The organism is Paracoccus saliphilus (genome assembly GCF_028553805.1).
GTDB lineage: Bacteria > Pseudomonadota > Alphaproteobacteria > Rhodobacterales > Rhodobacteraceae > Paracoccus > Paracoccus saliphilus.
This window is the reverse complement of the sequence record NZ_CP067140.1, coordinates 3118189-3135550: the sequence shown is the minus strand read 5'-3', so window position 1 is coordinate 3135550 and position 17362 is coordinate 3118189. Positions and strand designations below refer to the sequence as shown.

The following is a 17362-nucleotide window of genomic DNA, read 5'->3' as shown; positions in this document are numbered from 1 at the left end:
CAAGTTAGGGGAGCAACATGACACAGGCGAATCCGCAGGATGAACTTCACAATCTGGCAATGTCCGAAGCCGCGAGGCCGTTGCTCGAAAAGGTCGTCGGGCATATCCGCGACAATTGCGACCCCGCGCTGGCCGAGTATGAAGAGCTTGGCCGGAACCGCGAAGAGCGCTTTGCCTTCGCGCCGGGGCAGATTGAGATCATCGAGGACCTCAAGGCCAAGGCGAAGGCCGCCGGGTTGTGGAATTTCTTCCTGCCGAATGCCGAAACCGGCGAGGGGCTGTCCAATCTGGATTATGCCTATATCGCTTTCGAACTGGGGAAGAACCCGCTTGCGCCGCAATCCCTGAACTGCGCGGCGCCCGATACCGGCAATATGGAAGTGTTGGAGCGGGTCGGCACGCGGGAGCAGAAGGACAAGTGGCTGAAACCGCTGCTGAATGGTGAAATCCGCTCGGCCTTCGCGATGACCGAGCCGGATGTCGCCTCGTCGGATGCCAGGAATATCGGCACCCGTGCCGTGCTGGAAAACGGCGAATGGGTGATCAACGGCGAGAAATATTACATCTCGGGGGCAGGGGATCCGCGCTGCAAGATCATGATCGTCATGGTCAAGACCTCGCCCGATGCCGAGCCGTTCCGGCAGCAAAGCCAGATCCTTGTCCCGATCGATTGGCCGGGGGTCGAGATCCTGGGGCCGATGAACGTGTTCGGACATGACGATGCCCCGCATGGCCATATGCATATCCGTTTCACCGATGTCCGGGTGCCCGAGGAAAACATCCTCTGGGGCGAGGGGCGCGGCTTCGAGATCAGCCAGCTCAGGCTGGGGCCGGGCCGGATTCACCATTGCATGCGCTCTATCGGTGCGGCGGAAAAGGCGCTCGACCTGATGATCCATCGCGGGCTGACGCGCGAGGCGTTCGGCAAGAAGATCATCGATCTGGGCAAGAACATGGAAACCATCTCGCGCAGCCGGATCGAGATCGACGCCATGCGGTTGCTGGTCCTCAAGGCGGCAAAGGCGATGGATGTGCTGGGCAACAAGGAAGCCCGGATCTGGGTGTCCAAGGCCAAGGCCATGGTGCCCGAGAAATGCTGCAAGATCATCGACGACGCGATGCAGATGCATGGCGCGACGGGCATCAGCCAGTGGTCGGAACTGCCCGAGATGTATATGAAGCAACGCACCCTGCGTTTCGCCGATGGACCCGACGAGGTGCATCACCATGTTATCGCACGCGCCGAGCGGCAGGCTTTCGAGAATTCCAATGACCGTCAAGCTGCGATACGGACCCGGGGCAGGAGAGATTAATCATGCAGGTCAAGGACCGTATCGTTGTCGTGACCGGGGCTGCCGGGGGAATCGGCCGGTCCCTCGCCCATCGGTTTCATGCGGCCGGGGCGAAGCAGATCATCTGCGCGGACCGCAATGAAGACGGGGTGATGCAGACGGCAAGCGAGATCGGCGGGATCGGGCGAAGGGTCGATGTGACCGCCGAGGATGAGATCAAGGCGCTGATCGAGGAGGTCGAAACCGGGCTGGGGCCGATTGACCTGTTCTGCTGCAATGCCGGGATCTCGATCCGCGGTGGCCCCGAGGTGCCGGATGAGCAATGGCAGGATATTTGGGAGATCAACGTGATGTCCCATATCTGGACAGCCCGCCACATGGTTCCCCGGATGATCGAGCGGGGCGGCGGCTACTTCCTGAACACCGCCTCTGCCGCCGGATTGCTGAGCCAGGTCGGCTCGGCCCCCTATGCGGTGACGAAACATGCGGCGGTCGCGTTCTCGGAATGGCTGGCGCTGACCTATGGTGATCAGGGGATCAAGGTTTCGGTGCTTTGCCCGCAAGCGGTCAATACCGACATGATCAGGGGCAAGGAGGGCGGCGTTGCCAGCGTCAACGGTCTGCTGGAGCCCGATGTCGTGGCCGGGGAATGCCTCGCCGCGATCGAGAGCGAGACCTTCCTGGTGCTTCCACATAAGGAAGTGCTGGAATATATGCGCCGCAAGACGGATGATTATGATCGCTGGATCGGCGGGATGCAGCGGCTGAACCGGAAATACAACCCGATGACCAAGGGCGCCTGATCCGGCGAGGTCTGCATGGCGAACCCGTGTAGGCCCGCTGGCGGCGGCAATGCAAGGAACATACGGTCATGTCGCTTCGAGAACCCGACGCCCCTGTTGTCGCCCCGGTCGGACGAGCCGCGACGGCGGCGCTGATCCGGGCGAAACGCACCCGCAGGTTCCTGGAGGGGCCGATCGGACCGACGCTGGCGCGGCTTGCCGCGCCCAATGCCATCGCGATGTTGGTGCAGGCCGCCATGAGCATCTCGGAGGCCTATTTCGCGGGGCGGATGGGGGTGACGGCTCTGGCCGGCCTGGCGCTGGTCTTTCCGCTGGTGACATTGACGCAAGCCCTTTCTGCCGGTGCCATGGGCGGGGCGATTTCCTCGGCCATCGCGCGCGCGCTCGGGGCAGAAAATACCGAACGCGCCGCCGGCCTGGTGGTGGTGGCGTGGATACTGGGGGTGAGCATCGCCTGCCTGTCGGCGGTGCTGATGGCTCTTTTCGGGCCCACGATATTCGGGTTGCTCGGGGGGCGGGGCGATGCCGTGCAGGCGGCTTTAGCCTATGCCGCGATATTCTTTCCGGGCTGCGTGTCGCTGTGGATGTGCCATTCGACGCTCAGCGTCATCCGTGGAACCGGGAACATGTTCACGCCGGCGCTGATGCTGGTGCTGGTCTCGGCGGGCTCGATCCCGCTCTCCGGGGCGTTCGGTCTGGGTTGGGGGCCTTTTCCGGCGCTCGGCATATCTGGTCTCGCCCTTGGCATGGTGCTGGCTTACGGCATCGGTGCGATTGCCGCGCTTGGCTATGTCCTTTCCGGGCGGGCGGGGCTGTCGTTGCGGGAGGGCTCCGTGCGGCCAAGCCCCGCATTGTTTGCCGATATCCTGCGAGTCGGGCTGTCGGCATCGCTCAACTCAGTCCTGACAATCCTGACCATTGTCCTGATGGTCGGCATCGTTGCCCGGTTCGGCGAGGCGGCGCTCGCGGGTTACGGTTTGGGTGCACGGCTCGAGTTTCTGATGATCCCGATCATTTTCGGGATCGGCGCGGCGATGACCAGCATGGTCGGCGCAAATATCGGCGCGGGCAAACGGGATCGCGGGCTGGCCATTGCCTGGATCGGCTCTCTGGCGGCGGCGACGATTGTCGGTGGGGTCGGCCTGTTGCTGGCATTCATGCCGGATCTGTGGCTGCGCATCTTCCTGAGCCCCGAGCAAGCCGAGCCGCTTGCGGTTGGCCGGGCCTATTTCCGGACCGTCGCGCCCTTCTACTTCTTTTTCGGCCTGGGGCTGGCGATGTATTTCGCCAGCCAGGGCGCAGGGCGAATGATGTGGCCGGTCGTCGGCAGCATCTGCCGCATCCTCATTGCCATCGGCGGCGCATTGGCCCTGATCAGCCTGACCGATTTGGGCGTGCAGGCCGTGTTCATCGCGATTGCCACAGGCATGCTGGCCTACGGAGTGGTGATCGCGCTGGCTGTCAGGGCCACGCGGTGGAGGTAGCGGATGGCGCTTCCTGACAGTTGTCAATCCTTGGGATTGCTGCGATAAGCGACATGATTTCAAGGGACTGATCGTCATGACCGAAGCTGCGCGAAAACTGCTTGAACTGCTCGATATCGAACGGCTCGAAGTCGATATGTTCCGGGGCTTTGCCTATCAGGGGCAGGGTGGGGCGCGGATCTTCGGGGGGCATGTGATCGCGCAGGCCCTGATGGCGGCTTACCGGACGGTGCCGGATCGGGCCTGCCATTCACTGCATGCTTATTTCATCCGGCCGGGCGATCCCGAGATCCCGATCATCTACCAGGTCGACCGCGCCCGCGACGGCGGCAGCTTCACCACCCGGCGCGTGGTAGCCATCCAGCATGGAAAGCAGATTCTGAACCTGTCCGCCTCGTTCCAGATCGAAGAGGCGGGGTGGGATTACCAGCACCCCATGCCGGACACCGAAGGTCCCGAGAACCTGACCGACCAGCATGACCTGCGGGCCGCCTATGCCGACCGGATCCCCAAGAACAAGCAGCCGGATTTCCTGCGCGAAAGGCCGATAGATGTCCGCGAAGTCGCGCCGCGCGACTTGCTCGACCCGGTCAAGACAGATGACCGGAATCACCTGTGGTTCCGGATGCCGGGCGCGGAAGGCCAGCCGCCCGAGATGCAGCATTGCCTGCTGGCCTATGCATCCGACATGAGCCTGTTGGGCTCGTCGCTGCGTCCGCATGGCCTGACATGGCTGAAGGGCAATGTGATGAGCGCCAGTCTCGATCACGCGATGTGGTTTCACACCCCGATCCAGTTCGAGGATTGGCACCTCTACGCGCTGGATGCCCCGTTTACCGGAGGCGCGCGCGGCTTCAATCGCGGGCTGATCTATGACCGTGCGGGACGGTTGGTCGCCAGCGTGGCGCAGGAAGGGCTGGTCCGCCCCGTGACGCGCAAGGCGTAAGGGGCGAACCGCAAGAAGACCCGTTCAAGTCCACATGTTCGAGCCGCCGCAGACGGTCAGCGCCTGCCCGGTCATGTAGCGGCTGGCATCGGATGCGAGATAGACCGCGAGACCGGCGAAATCCTCGGGCTCGCCGAGGCGGCGCAGGGGGATGTCGTTCTTGATCCGCTTCTCGACATCGGGATTGTCCCAGAGTTCGCGGGCGAATTCCGTGCGCACGAGGCCGGGGCAGATGGCGTTGAAGCGCAAGCCCTTGGGCCCGAACTCGGCGGCAAGATTGCGTACCAGCCCGATCAGCGCCAGTTTTGACATGCCATATGTCCCCAGCATGACCGAGGGTTTGAACGCGCCGATGGAAGAGGTGAACGCCATCGACCCCGACCCCTTCTCGATCATGTCCGGCGCGACCATTTTGGCCAGCCACAGATTGGATTGCACATTGGCCTTCATGGTCTTGTCATAGGCGTCGTCGGGGATTTCCGAGGTCGGGCCGTAATAGGGGTTCACCCCGGCATTGCCGATCACCGCATCGATCTTGCCGGCAAGGGAATGGGTCTGGTCGACCAGCGCCTGTAATTGATCCTTGTAGCCGACATTGCAGGCAACGGCATGTGCCTTGCCCTTCCCCATCGCGTTGATCTCGGCTGCGGCCGCGTCAAGCTGGTCCTGCTTGCGGGCCGAGATCACCACGGTCGCGCCATGTTCCGCCAGCGCCTTGGCCATCGCAAGGCCCATGCCCTTCGAGGCTCCGGTCAGCAGGGCGGTTTTTCCTGTGAGGTCGAACAACATCTTTGAAACTCCTTTTCCAGCGGCATCGCCGGCTTCGTTCTATCGGTTGACCCAATCGGGTTTGCGCTTTTCGACAAAGGCTTTGACGCCCTCCGAGAAATCCTCGGTCTGTGCCAGGTCGCGCTGGACTTCGCGGGAATATTCAAGGCTTCCCGGCAGGCCCTCGGTCACGGCGAGCTGGTTGAGCACGCGCTTGGTCGCCTTCACCGAGGACGGGGAAACGGTGCAGATCTGCCCGGCCAGTTCCATGGCGCGGGACAGCGACTGCTCATGCGGCACGACCTCGTTGCAACAGCCAAGCTTGAGCGCTTCCTGCGCATCGATCGTGCGGCCGGTGAACATCAGCTCTTGCGCGGCGAGGCGGCCGATATAGCGCGACAGCCGCTGCACCCCCGAGGCGGCGGCGAAGAAGCCCACCTTCACCTCGGGCAGGGCGAATTTTGCGCGCTCGGAGGCGATGATGATATCGCAGGACAAGGCCGTCTCGAAGCCGCCACCCATGGCGAATCCGTTGACCGCTGCGATGATCGGCTTTTCCAGGTCAAAGCGCGAGCTAAGCCCGGCAAAACCGGTGGGCGGCATGCCCTTCTTGTTGCCGCCTTTCGCAGTGGCCTTCAGATCGTTCCCGGCGGTGAAAGCCTTGTCGCCCGCCCCGGTGAGGACCGCGACCCACAGGTCCTGATCGGCGGCGAAACTGTCCCAGCATTCGCTCATCTCGTGATGCATGTCGGAATGCATCGCGTTGTAGACCTCGGGCCGGTTCATGGTGACGACGAGGATATGGCCCCGCCGTTCGGTCGTGATGAATTCATAGCTCATGTCTTCAGCCCTCCGCAGTCGATTTCGGTGAACTTGCCATCCGTTTCGGCAAGTTTGCGCAGCGTGTCGGCGGGCGCGAACTCGGGATCTTCGGCGCCAAGCTTTTCCATCCGGGCCAGCACCGCCTTGGCACCGACCATATCGCCGAAGAACATCGGGCCGCCCTTGTCCGCGGGCCAGCCGTAGCCGTTCAGCCAGACCACATCGATATCCGAGGGGCGCTGCGCCTTGTTCTCTTCAAGGATCTTCACTGCCTCGTTGATCATCGGGAAGATGCAGGTCTCGATGATCTCATCCTGGGACATCGTGACCGGCTCTGCCCCGGTGATGTCGCGGATGATGCCCGCGGTGACCTCCGAGGGGATCGGTTTGCGCGCATCGTCGTAATCGTAATACCCCGCCTTGGTCTTTTGCCCGCGCCGGTCCATCTCGCACAGGGCGTCGCGGATCGGGTTCTGGGTCGTGGCCCCCTTGGACCAGCCAATGTCCAGCCCGGCGAGGTCGCTCATCTGGAACGGTCCCATCTTGAAGCCGAAAGCATTGATGGCGGCGTCGATATCCCAGGGCAGCACCCCTTTGCGGATCAGCTTCATCGCCTGCTTTTGCCGTGTGAACAGCATCCGGTTGCCGACGAATCCGGGGCAGACGCCGACCAGCGTCGCGATCTTGTCGATCTTGCGGGCCAGGTCCATGCAGGTCGCGACCACGTCATTTTTTGTATGCTCGGCGCGCACGATTTCGAGCAGTTTCATGACGTTGGCGGGCGAGAAGAAATGCAGACCGATCACATCCTCGGGGCGTTTCGTCACGCTGGCAATCTCGTCGATATTCAGGGCCGAGGTGTTGGTGGCCAGGATGGCACCCGGTTTCATGACCTTGTCCAGCTCGGTGAAGATCTTGTGCTTGAGATCCATGTTCTCGAACACCGCCTCGATGACCAGATCACAATCGCCCAGATCCGCGATGGCAAGCCGTCCCTCCAGCCGGTCCATCCGTTTCCCGACCTCGTCCTGCGGGAAGCGGCCCTTGTCGGCGCTGCGCTGGTAATTCTTGCGGACGACCTGCAAGCCGCGATCAAGCGCTTCCTGCGTGGTCTCGACGATCTTGACCGGGAACCCGGCGGTCGCGAAGTTCATCGCGATACCGCCTCCCATCGTGCCCGCGCCGATAATGCCGACGGTCTTGATGTCGCGGCGGGGCGTGGAGGCATCCAGCCCCGGAACGGTCCAGGCAGCCTTGGTGGCGGCCGTGATATAGGTGTTGCTGTCCTCGGACGCGGGCGATGTCGTCATGGTGTCTTGAGCCATGGGAATTCCTTGCTTGTTTCCGGTGATGTCAGGAGGATTGCCCGAGACAGGCGGCGCGAATGGCACGGCGGTCTGTCTTGTCCGTGGTGCCGCGCAAAAGCGGTTCGTGCTGGCACCACAATTTCTCGGGGATCTTGAACCTGGCCAGATGGTCCTTCAGGAAACCCGCCATCTCGGCATGGGTCAAAGAGGCTTCGTCGCGCAGATGGACGGCAATCCCCACGATCTCGCCCAATCTTTCGTCGGGAACGGAAAAGGCGCAGGCCTCGATCACATCGGGATGCCGATGCAGGGCACCTTCGACTTCGAGGCAGGAGATATTCTCGCCCCCCCGGATGATGATATGCTTCTTGCGATCCAGGATGGTGACGAAACCGTCATCGTCGATCACGCCCAGATCGCCCGTGCTCAGCCAACCGTCCTTCAGGATTGCCGCCGTCTCTTCCGGCTTGTTCAGGTAGCATCGCATATTGGCAAGGCTCTTGACGGTGATCTCGCCCAGGGTGCCGTTTGGAACCTCGTTGCCGTCGTCGTCAAGGATGCGGATTTCCTGCACCGGCGGATAGAGACGTCCGGCAGCGTTCGGGCGCTGCTTATAGGCATCGCCGAGCATGCCGATCCCGAGGGCGTTGGTTTCGGTCATTCCCCAGCCCGTCGCCACATTCGCCATCGGGAAGGTCTCGGCCAGTTTCGCCACCTGCGCTGCGGGCCGCTTGGCCCCGCCGGCACCGATATATCTGAGCGAGGGCAATGTTTCCCCGGTGTCGCGAATGGCGTCCATGAGTTCGGCCGATTGCGTCGGCACGCCGAGGAAGCGGGTGACATTCTCCTCCTTGATCAGCCGGATCGCCTCATGGGGATCCCATTTATGCAGCAGCGTCACCTTGGCGGGTGCGGCCAGGCTGTAGAGGAACTGCGTATGCGAGGCGGTGACGTGGAAAAGCGGCGTGACAATCAGAACCGATGCCGGCGGCATGGGGGGCGTGTCGGGTCCGGGCGGCATGACCAACGGCCCGATGGCAACCTGCATAAGCCATGAATAGACCGCCGTGATCGCGCCGCGATGGGTCTGGACGACGCCTTTCGGCTGACCCGTCGTGCCCGAGGAATAGATGATCGCGAAATCCTCGTCGGGCTCGATCTCGGTCTCGAGCATGGCGCCGGGCGTGATGCTGTCCCGCAAAGCCGTGTAGGCGTGGGATGCAAGCGCTTCGCCGTCCCGCACGCCGATCGTGGTCAGAGAGAGCGGGGCGATCAATGGCTGCAGCCGTTCAAGCCGGGGACCGTCCGCGACGACGAATTTCGCCCCGCTGTCCTGAAGAGCGTATTCGAATTCCTCCGTCGTCCACCAGGCGTTCAAAAGGACCGCCACGCCGCCGATCGAGGATATGGCGAGCATCATGACCAGGAATTCGGGGTAATTGCGCATCGCGATGGCGACCCGGCTTCCCTTTGAAAGGCCGAACCGGTCGCGCAGGATATGGGCCATCCTGTCGACATCGCTGCAAAACGCGTCATAGCTCCAGCGCTCGTCGCGATAGACCAGGTAATCGGCGGCTCCGTTGTCATGCTTTTCCCTGCTGGAGCGCATCATCTCGGGCAGGTTTCGCGGGCAGTTCCTGAACGCCTTGTAGGTGATTCCCCGGACCGTCACCGATGTTGTCTGGAACATCGGATTGCTGCTTTCGACATGTTGCACGGCCTGCTCGAAGGTCATCGGGCATTGAGAGATGTTCGTATCCGCCTCTACCTGCCTTGAACTTGTCATCTGGTCCCCTCCCAAATCGAGTCGTCTCACGAAGCTTCCTCCCCCAAGCGGCCTCCTGCTGCGGGAGACTAGTCACAATTTCCGAACCTGCCAATACCGCATGTCGAAATTCAATTCCGCAAAATCTGCGTGACGGCCATGATCCGAATCCAGGCCTCGGAAAGGCGTGGCCGCAAATCTTGATGGCGGACAATGAATCGTTTCATCGGCTGCGGTGTTCTTGACCACGTATTACGGTCACATTATCCTGACAGTTGTCAGTGCGCCATGAAAAACTGCTGCATTGCCAGGATTGCGCGGGCAAACTCCGATGGGGAAGCGGTCTGGTTGACACTTCGCACCCGGATTGCCCGGTGAATGAAATCTCGTGATGAAACGATCCGAAAGGACCATCCATGTCAGACACACTGCTGCAGGAATTCAAAGACGGCTTGCTGATCCTCACCATGAATCGGCCCGAGCGTCGCAATGCGCTCAACCCCGAGATGACACTGGCCCTGCGCGATGCCGCTGCCCGTGCGTCGATGGATGCCGAGGTGCGGGCGGTTCTGCTGACCGGGGCCGAGGGGCATTTCTGCGTGGGTGGAGACGTCAAGGCGATGAATGAAGGGCAGGGGGCGGAACTCTCGCCGGGGGAACGAAAGCAGCGCCTGCGCGAACGGATGAGCGTCTCGCAATATCTCCATGACATGCCCAAGCCGACCATAGCCGCGATCGAAGGCTCGGCTGCGGGTGCGGGGCTGTCGATGGCGTTGGCCTGCGATCTGCGTATCTGTGCCGAGGACGCCAAGATCACCACGGCGTTCGCCAAGGTTGGCCTGTCGGGGGATTATGGCGGCACTTATTTCATGACGCAGATGCTTGGGGCCGCGAAGGCAAGGGAACTATACCTGACTTCGCCTCTGCTGTCCGGAAAGGAAGCCGCCGAGATCGGCTTGATGACCCGGTCCGTTGCCTCGGGCAGTGCCTTGGACGAGGCGATGGCGCTTGCCCGCCAACTGGCAGCAGGGCCGACGCTGACCTATGGCCGGATCAAGCAGAATATTGCCTTGGCCGAGACAGGCGCGGATCTGAGCGCATGCTTTGATCAAGAGGCGCAAAACCACGCCCTGTCGATGTTGACCGCGGATCACAAGGAGGCGGCGGCGGCCTTTGTCGAAAAGCGCAAGCCGGTGTTCAGGGGGGCGTAGGACCGCCTCCCCCGTGGGACATGACATCAGTCGTCGAACACGGAAATTCCAAGCCATTCGGCCACCAGTGCGGGGCGCTCTGCGCCCTCGATCTCGATCGTCAGAAGCGTTTCGCGCAGTAACTCGGTATCGCTTCGGACAGAAATCCCCTGCAGGGTGAATTTACCCCGCAGGCGTGATCCGACCTTGACCGGGTTCAGGAAGCGAACCTTGTTCAGGCCGTAATTGATGCCCATGACTTGCCCCGGCCTCGGCTTGAAACATTCAGAGGCAAAGCCGCTGGCCAGGGACAGAGTCAGGAAACCATGCGCGATCGTGCCGCCGAAGGGGGTATCCTTCGCGGCGCGTTCCGGGTCGATATGGATCCACTGTTTGTCGCGGGTGGTCTCGGCGAAGGTATCCACCATTTGCTGGTCCACGGTGACCCAGCTTGATTCCCCGATCTCGCTGCCGATCCGGGCCTGGTAATGTTCCAACGCATTTTGCAGGGATGACATACCCGTTCTCCTCGTCAGCTGGGGTCGGCGGAGACGCGCACCATGCGCTTGCCGGTATTGCCGCCGGCCAGCAGGTCGATCAGCGCTTCGGGGGCACGTTCGAGACCGTCGAAAATATCCTCGGTCACCTTGATCTGGCCCGCATCGACCCAGTGGCGCAGCGCCTTCATGGCCTTCTCGTCCTCCCGCGCGAAATCGCTGACGATGAAGCCTTCCATCCGCAGCCGCTTGGTCACGACAAGCCCCGGCAGGTTGCGGGGGCCAGAGGGCGTGTCGGTGTCATATTGGCTGATGGCGCCGCAGCAGACGACGCGCCCCTTTTCCTTCATGTTGAACAGGGCGGCCTCAAGGATCTTGCCGCCGACATTGTCGAAATAGACATCGACGCCCTCGCCGCAGGCTGCCCGCAAGGCCTTGTTGAAGCCACTGTCGCGGTAATCCAGGCAGGCGTCGAAGCCCAGTTCCGAAGTCACCCAGTTGCATTTTTCGGCCCCTCCGGCGATGCCGATGACATGGCAGCCCATGGCCTTGGCGATCTGGCCGACGAACCCGCCGACCGAACCGGCGGCGGCGGACACGAGGACCGTTTCCCCCGCGACCGCCCTGCCGACAGTGATCAATCCATGATAGGCTGTCTTCCCCGCGACCCCGTAGACTGACAGCAGATGCGACAGGGGCCGGATATCGGGCATCTTGCGCAGTTTGTCCGCAGGGGCCGTGACATAGTCCGACCAGCTTGCCGATCCGATCACCAGATCGCCAACGGCGAGATCGGGGCTGCGCGACTTGGTGACCTCGGCGACCGCGTAGGTCGGCATCGGATCTCCGGCATGGACGGCGGCGCGGTAGGTCGCCCCTTTCAACCATGAGCGGTTCGCCGCGTCGATGGACATCAGGATGATGCGCAACTGCACTTCGCCGTCATCCGGCTCGGGGATCGACGTTGTCGTCATCTTGTAGTGGTCGGGTGTCAGCGCGTCCTTGGGCAATTCGGCGACAACGATCTGTCGGTTTGTCATGATCTGTTCCTTGTGGCTATATCCGGTCGAGTCGAGAAAGGGTCGATATGAGCAATGAAGTCCGCCAGAGCCGCTTTGCCCCACCGCCCGGAGCGGCGGACCTGCTGTTGGTCCGTCACGGTGAATCCATGCCCGCGATTCGGGGCGAGAGCTTTCCGCTGAAAGACGGGCATGGCGACCCGGCGCTGCATCCGGACGGCGAGGCGCAGGCGCGGGCGGTTGGCGCGCGGCTGCAAGACGCAGGCATCGCGGCTATCTATGTTACGAGTTTGCAGCGAACGCGGCAGACCGCGGCGCCTCTGGCGGAAAGGCTGGGGATCACCCCGAAGGTAGAGGCCGATTTGCGCGAGGTGCATCTTGGCGAATGGGATGGCGGGCTTTACCGCTTTCACGCGGCAGAGCGGCACCCGGCTTTCGAGCGTGCCAAGGCCCTGCACGAGTGGGGCGAAATCCCCGGAGCCGAGACCACTGCCGCGCTTCACGGCCGCGTTCGCGCCGCGCTGCTGCGGATCGCGGAAGCCCATCCCGACCAGCGGGTCGCGGTCTTCGTACATGGCGGAGTGATCGGTGCCGCGATGTCGATCGCGACCGGTGCAAGGCCCTTTGCATTCAACGGTGCCGCGAATGGCTCGATCAGCCAATTGGTGATCCGGGGCGAGACGATGATCGCAAGGCGGTTCAACGATACGGCGCATCTGGACTGATCAATCGACGGTCAGTACCACCTTGCCCAGCACTTTGCGATCCTGCATGAGCGTCAGTGCGTCCGCCGCCTGCTCCAGCGGATACCGGGCATGGATGCGCGGTTTGACCTGTCCCTTTTCATAAAGCGCAAACAGCTCGGCCATGTTCTCGGCATGGCCGGCGGGTTCGCGGCGGACGGCGGCACCCCAGAATACCCCGACGATCTGGCTGCCCTTCAGAAGGGTGAGGTTGAGGGGGATTTTCGGAATCCCCGCCGGGAAGCCTACCACGAGGAAGCGGCCCTTCCAGGCCAGCGCCCGCAAGGCGGGTTCCGCATATGCCCCGCCAACCGCGTCATAGACGATATCTACGCCATTGCCGTCCGACAGGGATTTGATCTGGTCGGAAAAGGCCTTCTGCGCATCGCGATCCATTTCGAGCGGGTAGACAATGGTCTCATCTGCACCAAGCTCGCGGCAGAATTTTGCTTTTTCTTCCGACGAGACCGCCGCGATCACCTTGGCCCCGGCTGCTTTGGCCAGTTCGATCGCGGCTGCGCCCACGCCTCCGGCGGCCCCTAGGATCAGCAGCGTTTCCCCGGCCTTGATCTGCGCCCGGTCCTTGAGGGCGTGATGCGATGTCGCATAGGTGAAGATGAAACAGGCGGCCTCATCGAAGGGCATCCGGTCGGGAATCCTGACGGTGCGCGCCGCCTCGGCGATCACATGGGTGGCAAAGCCGCCATGCCCGGTCAGCGCCAGCACCCGGTCACCCGGCACCAATCCGTTGACATTTTCGCCCACGGCCTCGATTTCGCCCGCGACCTCGCCACCGGGAGCGAAGGGGCGCGGAGGTTTGACCTGGTACAAGTCCCTGATGATCAGCGTATCGGGAAAATTCAGCCCCGCTGCGCGAACGCGGATTCGCACCTCGCCCGCTTTCGGCTCGGGGTCCGGAAGCTCTGTCATGACCAATGTGTCGGGTCCGCCCGGCTCATGACTCAGCATTGCTTTCATGTCGTGCTCCTTCTCCTGATCGCGGCCTCAATAGGCCAGCGAACAAAACGTCTTGTCAATCATTTTTCAAAATGCAATTTTGCACAGCGGAACACGAGCAGGTCAGAGGGGAGGCTGATATGCAAGGCGAAGACAGCCTGAAGGCGTTTCGGGCCGAGATGCGGAGCTGGCTCGAAGAGAATTGTCCGCAGCAGATGCGCGATGGCCGAATCACGGATGACGCGATCTGTTGGGGCGGAAAAAACTGGACATTTTCCAGCGAATCCCAACGGCTCTGGCTGGAGCGTGCATCTGCGAGGGGGCTGACCGTGCCGCGCTGGCCCACCGAATACGGGGGCGCGGGGCTGAGCCGGGCCGAAGAGAAAGTCTTCCTGGAGGAGATGGAGCGGATCAATGCTCGCCCACCGCTGAAAAGCTTCGGCATTTCGATGCTGGGGCCCGCCTTGCTGCAATTCGGGACGCCAGAGCAAAACCGGCACTACCTGCCACAGATCGCACGCGGCGAGATACGCTGGTGCCAGGGATATTCCGAGCCGGGCGCGGGATCGGACCTCGCCAGCGTCCAGACAAGGGGCGAGGACAAGGGGGATCACTGGCTGGTGAACGGTCAGAAGATCTGGACCTCATATGCCGACAAGGCCGATTGGATCTTTGCATTGGTCAGAACCGACAGGGATGTGCCGAAGCACAAGGGGATCTCGTTTCTGCTGATCGACATGGGTGATCCTGGCGTCACCACGCGGCCGATCCGGCTGATCTCGGGGGCGTCGCCGTTCTGCGAGACCTTTTTCGACAATGTCAAAGTGCCCAAGGGTCAAATCGTTGGTGAGGAAAATCGCGGTTGGGACGTGGCGAAATACCTGCTGACACATGAGCGCGAGATGATCAGCAGCGGCGGCACCGGGCTGTCCGGTGGTCGTGCCCTGGGCGCGGTCATGGCGCAGATGGCCGGTGAGCCGTCCGCACAGGATCCGACCCTGCGTGCAGCCGCGATCCGCTGCGAGGTGGATGCCCTGGCCACCGGTCTGACCATCGAGCGCTACAAGGATATGGCCGAGGCCGGGAAGGGCGTCGGGAACGCGTCGGCGATGCTGAAATACATGGGAACCGAACTGAACAAGCGCCGCCACGAGCTGATCATGTCGGCCTGTGGCAGCGATGCGCTGGAATGGGACGGCCCGGTCGGCAATCGCGCCGCGGATTGGCTGCGCACCAAGGCGAATTCCATCGAGGGAGGCACCAGCGAGGTGATGCTGACAATTCTGGCGCGCAGAGTTCTTGGACTTCCGGGGTCGTGAGATGAGTACACTTGTGAAAACTGAAGACGAAGCGATGCTTGCCGACAGCGCACGCGGGTTCCTGGATGATGCCGCGCCGGTTCGGGCTCTGCGTGATCTGCGCGATTCCGGCAGGGCATATGACCCCGCACTGTGGAAGCGGATCTGCGACATGGGCTGGGCCGGAGTGCTGATCCCCGAAGAGGCGGGCGGCGTGGATATGGGACATGCCGCGGCAGGGATGCTGGCACATGAGATGGGCCGGACATTGGCTAGCACCCCGTTTTTGTCCAGCGCGGTCATCGCCGTGACGATCCTGCGGCGGATCGGAGGGGAAAGGGCGAAGAGCGCGATGGCGGCAATCGCCTCGGGTGAGTTGACCTACGCGCTGGCCATCGACGAGGCACATAAATTCGCACCCGAAGCCACGACGATGAGTGCCGAACGCCAGGGCAACGGCTTTCGGCTGTCTGGAGATAAATGCTTCGTGGTCGATGGCGGGTTTGCGGATCGTCTGCTGGTGCTTGCGCGCACAGAATCGGGGCTAACCCTGTTCGAGCTGCCCTCGGATCGCACCGGGATCACCCGGACGGCTCAGGACATGATCGATTCCCGCGATGCCGCGCGGATCGCGTTCGAGGATGTCGAGGCGACCGGGGACGATGTTCTGGGGCAGGTCGGCGATGCGATGACGATCCTGAAACCGGCATTGGAGGCTGGGCAGGCGGCGTTGGCCGCCGAGATGTCAGGACTGGCGGCCGGCGCATTCGACATGACACTCGGCTATCTGAAGGAACGCAAGCAGTTCGGTCAGCCCATCGGCAGTTTTCAGGCGCTACAGCATCGCGCTGCGCATCTGTGGTGCGAGATCGAGGTGACGGCTTCGGCGATTCTCAATGCGGGCCGGGTTCTGGACGGGAACCCGGACGAGGCCACGCTTGCGGTATCGCTGGCCAAGGCCCGCGCGACCTCGACTGCGCAACTGGCCGTGATGGAAGGCGTGCAGATGCATGGTGGGATCGGCATGACCGATGAATATGACATGGGGTTCTACATGAAACGCGCCCGTGTGAGCGCGGAGTGGCTAGGCGATTATGGCTACCACGCCGAGCAGGTCGCGGCCCTGCGGGGGATCTGAGCGCAGGCGGGTTCTGACGAAATCCAGACCCGCCGCCACAATGAATGTTCATGCGGACCGGATCGGACAGTGATCGCAATCTCCGGGCCGCGAAAATCGAGAAACGAGAGGAGATCAGACAATGCGTGACGCCGTTATCGTATCCACCGCCCGCACCCCTATCGGCAAGGCTTTCCGGGGGGCGTTCAACGACACACAGGCTCAGGCGCTGATCGCCCATGCCGTCGAACATGCGGTGAAGCGTTCCGGCGTTGATCCCGCGGAAATCCAGGACAGCGTGATCGGCTGCGCCATCCAGCAGGGCAGCACCGGCGGGAATATCGGCCGCCAGGCAGTGATCCGGGCGGGGCTCCCGGATACCATCGCGGGCATGTCGATCGACCGGCAATGCGCCTCGGGCATGATGGCGATCGCGACTGCGGCCAAGCAGATCGTGCATGACGGTATGGAGGTGGTCATCGGTGGCGGCGTCGAAAGCATCAGCCTCGTGCAGAACCAGAATATCCGCCTGGACCGCCGTACGGACCCGTGGATCGAAGAGCATGTGCCGTCTCTCTACATGACCATGCTGGAAACCGCCGAGATCGTGGCGGACCGCTATGGCGTGACCCGCGAGGATCAGGATGCCTATGCGCTGCGCTCCCAGCAACGGACGGCGGCAGCGCAGAAGGCGGGGCTGTTCGATGACGAGATCGTGCCGATGAAAACGATCAAGAAGGTGGTCAACAAGGAGACGAAAGAGGTCTCGGACGAAGAGGTCGAGCTGACCAAGGACGAAGGCAACCGGCCTTCGACGACGCTTGAAAACCTGCAAGGCCTGTCGCCGGTGTTCAAAGACGGTCAGCGGGTCAAGGAAGGCCGGCACATCACCGCGGGCAATGCCTCGCAATTGTCGGACGGTGCATCGGCCTCGGTTCTGATGGAGGCCAAACGGGCCGAGAAGATGGGGCTTCAGCCGCTTGGCCGCTACGTCGGCGTTATGGCGGCGGGGCTTGCCCCCGATGAGATGGGCATCGGTCCGATCCATGCTGTGCCCAAACTGCTTCAGGCGCATGGTTTGAAGATGGACGATATCGGGTTGTGGGAACTGAACGAGGCCTTTGCCTGCCAGGTCCTGCATTCGGCGCGTGTCCTGGGGATACCGGATGAGCTGCTGAACGTGAATGGCGGCGCGATCTCGGTCGGGCATCCTTACGGGATGTCGGGCGCCCGAATGGTCGGTCACGCCTTGATCGAGGGCAAGCGCCGTGGCGCGAAATACGTGGTCTGCACCATGTGCGTGGGCGGTGGCATGGGTGCCGCCGGGCTGTTCGAAGTGCTGTGATCTCGTAGG

The 17362-nt window shown here is 62.5% G+C and carries 16 protein-coding genes; 9 read left to right on the top strand and 7 right to left on the bottom strand.

Annotated features, from left to right (window positions below; translation table 11 throughout):
- The first annotated feature begins 17 nt into the window (after window positions 1-17).
- The 4 genes from JHX88_RS15085 (at window position 18) to JHX88_RS15070 (ending at window position 4525) form a co-directional block, all read left to right on the top strand.
- Window positions 18-1313 (top strand): acyl-CoA dehydrogenase family protein, encoded by a 1296-nt coding sequence (locus JHX88_RS15085; RefSeq protein WP_076526544.1) that lies wholly within the window; start codon window positions 18-20, stop codon window positions 1311-1313.
- Window positions 1314-1315: 2 nt separating this feature from the next.
- Entirely contained in the window at window positions 1316-2095 is a 780-nt protein-coding gene (locus tag JHX88_RS15080; RefSeq protein ID WP_076526543.1) for an SDR family oxidoreductase, read from the top strand.
- Window positions 2096-2163: 68 nt separating this feature from the next.
- Window positions 2164-3579, top strand: coding sequence for an MATE family efflux transporter (locus JHX88_RS15075; protein WP_076526541.1), 1416 nt, complete (start codon window positions 2164-2166; stop codon window positions 3577-3579).
- 76 nt (window positions 3580-3655) lie between these two features.
- Window positions 3656-4525: an acyl-CoA thioesterase gene (locus JHX88_RS15070; protein WP_076526539.1), complete on the top strand. Its 870-nt coding sequence runs from the start codon at window positions 3656-3658 to the stop codon at window positions 4523-4525.
- 24 nt (window positions 4526-4549) lie between these two features.
- On the opposite strand, the gene JHX88_RS15065 is transcribed toward JHX88_RS15070, so the two are convergent.
- The 4 genes from JHX88_RS15065 to JHX88_RS15050 are packed head-to-tail and all read right to left on the bottom strand — an operon-like array spanning window position 4550 to window position 9208.
- Window positions 4550-5314 (bottom strand): SDR family NAD(P)-dependent oxidoreductase, encoded by a 765-nt coding sequence (locus tag JHX88_RS15065; protein WP_076526538.1) that lies wholly within the window; start codon window positions 5312-5314, stop codon window positions 4550-4552.
- Between the two features lie 39 nt (window positions 5315-5353).
- Complete coding sequence (locus JHX88_RS15060; RefSeq protein WP_076526536.1) at window positions 5354-6133, bottom strand: enoyl-CoA hydratase-related protein; 780 nt, start codon at window positions 6131-6133, stop codon at window positions 5354-5356.
- On the bottom strand, window positions 6130-7440 hold the full coding sequence (locus JHX88_RS15055) for a 3-hydroxyacyl-CoA dehydrogenase (RefSeq protein WP_272848049.1): 1311 nt from the start codon (window positions 7438-7440) through the stop codon (window positions 6130-6132). Before JHX88_RS15055 ends, JHX88_RS15060 begins: the two co-directional genes overlap by 4 nt.
- A 28-nt stretch (window positions 7441-7468) precedes the next feature.
- Entirely contained in the window at window positions 7469-9208 is a 1740-nt protein-coding gene (locus JHX88_RS15050; protein WP_272848048.1) for a class I adenylate-forming enzyme family protein, read from the bottom strand.
- Between the two features lie 395 nt (window positions 9209-9603).
- Between JHX88_RS15050 and JHX88_RS15045 the strand changes: the two genes are divergently transcribed.
- Window positions 9604-10398, top strand: a complete 795-nt coding sequence (locus JHX88_RS15045; protein ID WP_076526532.1) for an enoyl-CoA hydratase — start codon at window positions 9604-9606, stop codon at window positions 10396-10398.
- A gap of 26 nt (window positions 10399-10424) precedes the next feature.
- Here the strand turns inward: JHX88_RS15045 and JHX88_RS15040 are convergent, their stop codons facing one another.
- Together JHX88_RS15040 and JHX88_RS15035 are read right to left on the bottom strand one after the other, a co-directional pair.
- On the bottom strand, window positions 10425-10895 hold the full coding sequence (locus tag JHX88_RS15040) for a MaoC family dehydratase (protein ID WP_076526530.1): 471 nt from the start codon (window positions 10893-10895) through the stop codon (window positions 10425-10427).
- Window positions 10896-10909: 14 nt separating this feature from the next.
- The gene (locus JHX88_RS15035) at window positions 10910-11914 is read right to left on the bottom strand and encodes an NADP-dependent oxidoreductase (RefSeq protein WP_076526528.1); all 1005 of its coding nucleotides are present in this window, start codon (window positions 11912-11914) and stop codon (window positions 10910-10912) included.
- A 47-nt stretch (window positions 11915-11961) separates the two neighbouring features.
- On the opposite strand from JHX88_RS15035, the gene JHX88_RS15030 reads away from it, so the two are divergent.
- The gene (locus JHX88_RS15030; RefSeq protein ID WP_076526526.1) at window positions 11962-12618 is read left to right on the top strand and encodes a histidine phosphatase family protein; all 657 of its coding nucleotides are present in this window, start codon (window positions 11962-11964) and stop codon (window positions 12616-12618) included.
- Here the strand turns inward: JHX88_RS15030 and JHX88_RS15025 are convergent, their stop codons facing one another.
- Entirely contained in the window at window positions 12619-13614 is a 996-nt protein-coding gene (locus JHX88_RS15025) for an NADPH:quinone oxidoreductase family protein (RefSeq protein WP_076526524.1), read from the bottom strand.
- Between the two features lie 119 nt (window positions 13615-13733).
- Between JHX88_RS15025 and JHX88_RS15020 the strand changes: the two genes are divergently transcribed.
- The 3 genes from JHX88_RS15020 to JHX88_RS15010 all read left to right on the top strand — a co-directional run bounded on the left by JHX88_RS15020 (window position 13734) and on the right by JHX88_RS15010 (window position 17353).
- Window positions 13734-14912, top strand: coding sequence for an acyl-CoA dehydrogenase family protein (locus tag JHX88_RS15020; protein WP_076526522.1), 1179 nt, complete (start codon window positions 13734-13736; stop codon window positions 14910-14912).
- A 1-nt stretch (window position 14913) separates the two neighbouring features.
- Window positions 14914-16029: an acyl-CoA dehydrogenase family protein gene (locus JHX88_RS15015; protein WP_176011449.1), complete on the top strand. Its 1116-nt coding sequence runs from the start codon at window positions 14914-14916 to the stop codon at window positions 16027-16029.
- A 121-nt stretch (window positions 16030-16150) separates the two neighbouring features.
- A complete protein-coding gene (locus tag JHX88_RS15010; RefSeq protein ID WP_076526520.1) occupies window positions 16151-17353 on the top strand; it encodes an acetyl-CoA C-acyltransferase in 1203 nt (400 codons plus the stop codon).
- Window positions 17354-17362: the final 9 nt, after the last annotated feature.

Excerpts from the sequence above, each read along its gene's own strand:
- JHX88_RS15085 (WP_076526544.1), top strand. The coding sequence starts at position 18 with ATGACACAGGCGAATCCGCAGGATGAACTTCACAATCTGGCAATGTCC.
- JHX88_RS15080 (WP_076526543.1), top strand. The coding sequence starts at position 1,316 with ATGCAGGTCAAGGACCGTATCGTTGTCGTGACCGGGGCTGCCGGGGGA.
- JHX88_RS15075 (WP_076526541.1), top strand. The coding sequence starts at position 2,164 with ATGTCGCTTCGAGAACCCGACGCCCCTGTTGTCGCCCCGGTCGGACGA.
- JHX88_RS15070 (WP_076526539.1), top strand. The coding sequence starts at position 3,656 with ATGACCGAAGCTGCGCGAAAACTGCTTGAACTGCTCGATATCGAACGG.
- JHX88_RS15065 (WP_076526538.1), bottom strand. The coding sequence starts at position 5,314 with ATGTTGTTCGACCTCACAGGAAAAACCGCCCTGCTGACCGGAGCCTCG.
- JHX88_RS15060 (WP_076526536.1), bottom strand. The coding sequence starts at position 6,133 with ATGAGCTATGAATTCATCACGACCGAACGGCGGGGCCATATCCTCGTC.
- JHX88_RS15055 (WP_272848049.1), bottom strand. The coding sequence starts at position 7,440 with ATGGCTCAAGACACCATGACGACATCGCCCGCGTCCGAGGACAGCAAC.
- JHX88_RS15050 (WP_272848048.1), bottom strand. The coding sequence starts at position 9,208 with ATGACAAGTTCAAGGCAGGTAGAGGCGGATACGAACATCTCTCAATGC.
- JHX88_RS15045 (WP_076526532.1), top strand. The coding sequence starts at position 9,604 with ATGTCAGACACACTGCTGCAGGAATTCAAAGACGGCTTGCTGATCCTC.
- JHX88_RS15040 (WP_076526530.1), bottom strand. The coding sequence starts at position 10,895 with ATGTCATCCCTGCAAAATGCGTTGGAACATTACCAGGCCCGGATCGGC.
- JHX88_RS15035 (WP_076526528.1), bottom strand. The coding sequence starts at position 11,914 with ATGACAAACCGACAGATCGTTGTCGCCGAATTGCCCAAGGACGCGCTG.
- JHX88_RS15030 (WP_076526526.1), top strand. The coding sequence starts at position 11,962 with ATGAGCAATGAAGTCCGCCAGAGCCGCTTTGCCCCACCGCCCGGAGCG.
- JHX88_RS15025 (WP_076526524.1), bottom strand. The coding sequence starts at position 13,614 with ATGAAAGCAATGCTGAGTCATGAGCCGGGCGGACCCGACACATTGGTC.
- JHX88_RS15020 (WP_076526522.1), top strand. The coding sequence starts at position 13,734 with ATGCAAGGCGAAGACAGCCTGAAGGCGTTTCGGGCCGAGATGCGGAGC.
- JHX88_RS15015 (WP_176011449.1), top strand. The coding sequence starts at position 14,914 with ATGAGTACACTTGTGAAAACTGAAGACGAAGCGATGCTTGCCGACAGC.
- JHX88_RS15010 (WP_076526520.1), top strand. The coding sequence starts at position 16,151 with ATGCGTGACGCCGTTATCGTATCCACCGCCCGCACCCCTATCGGCAAG.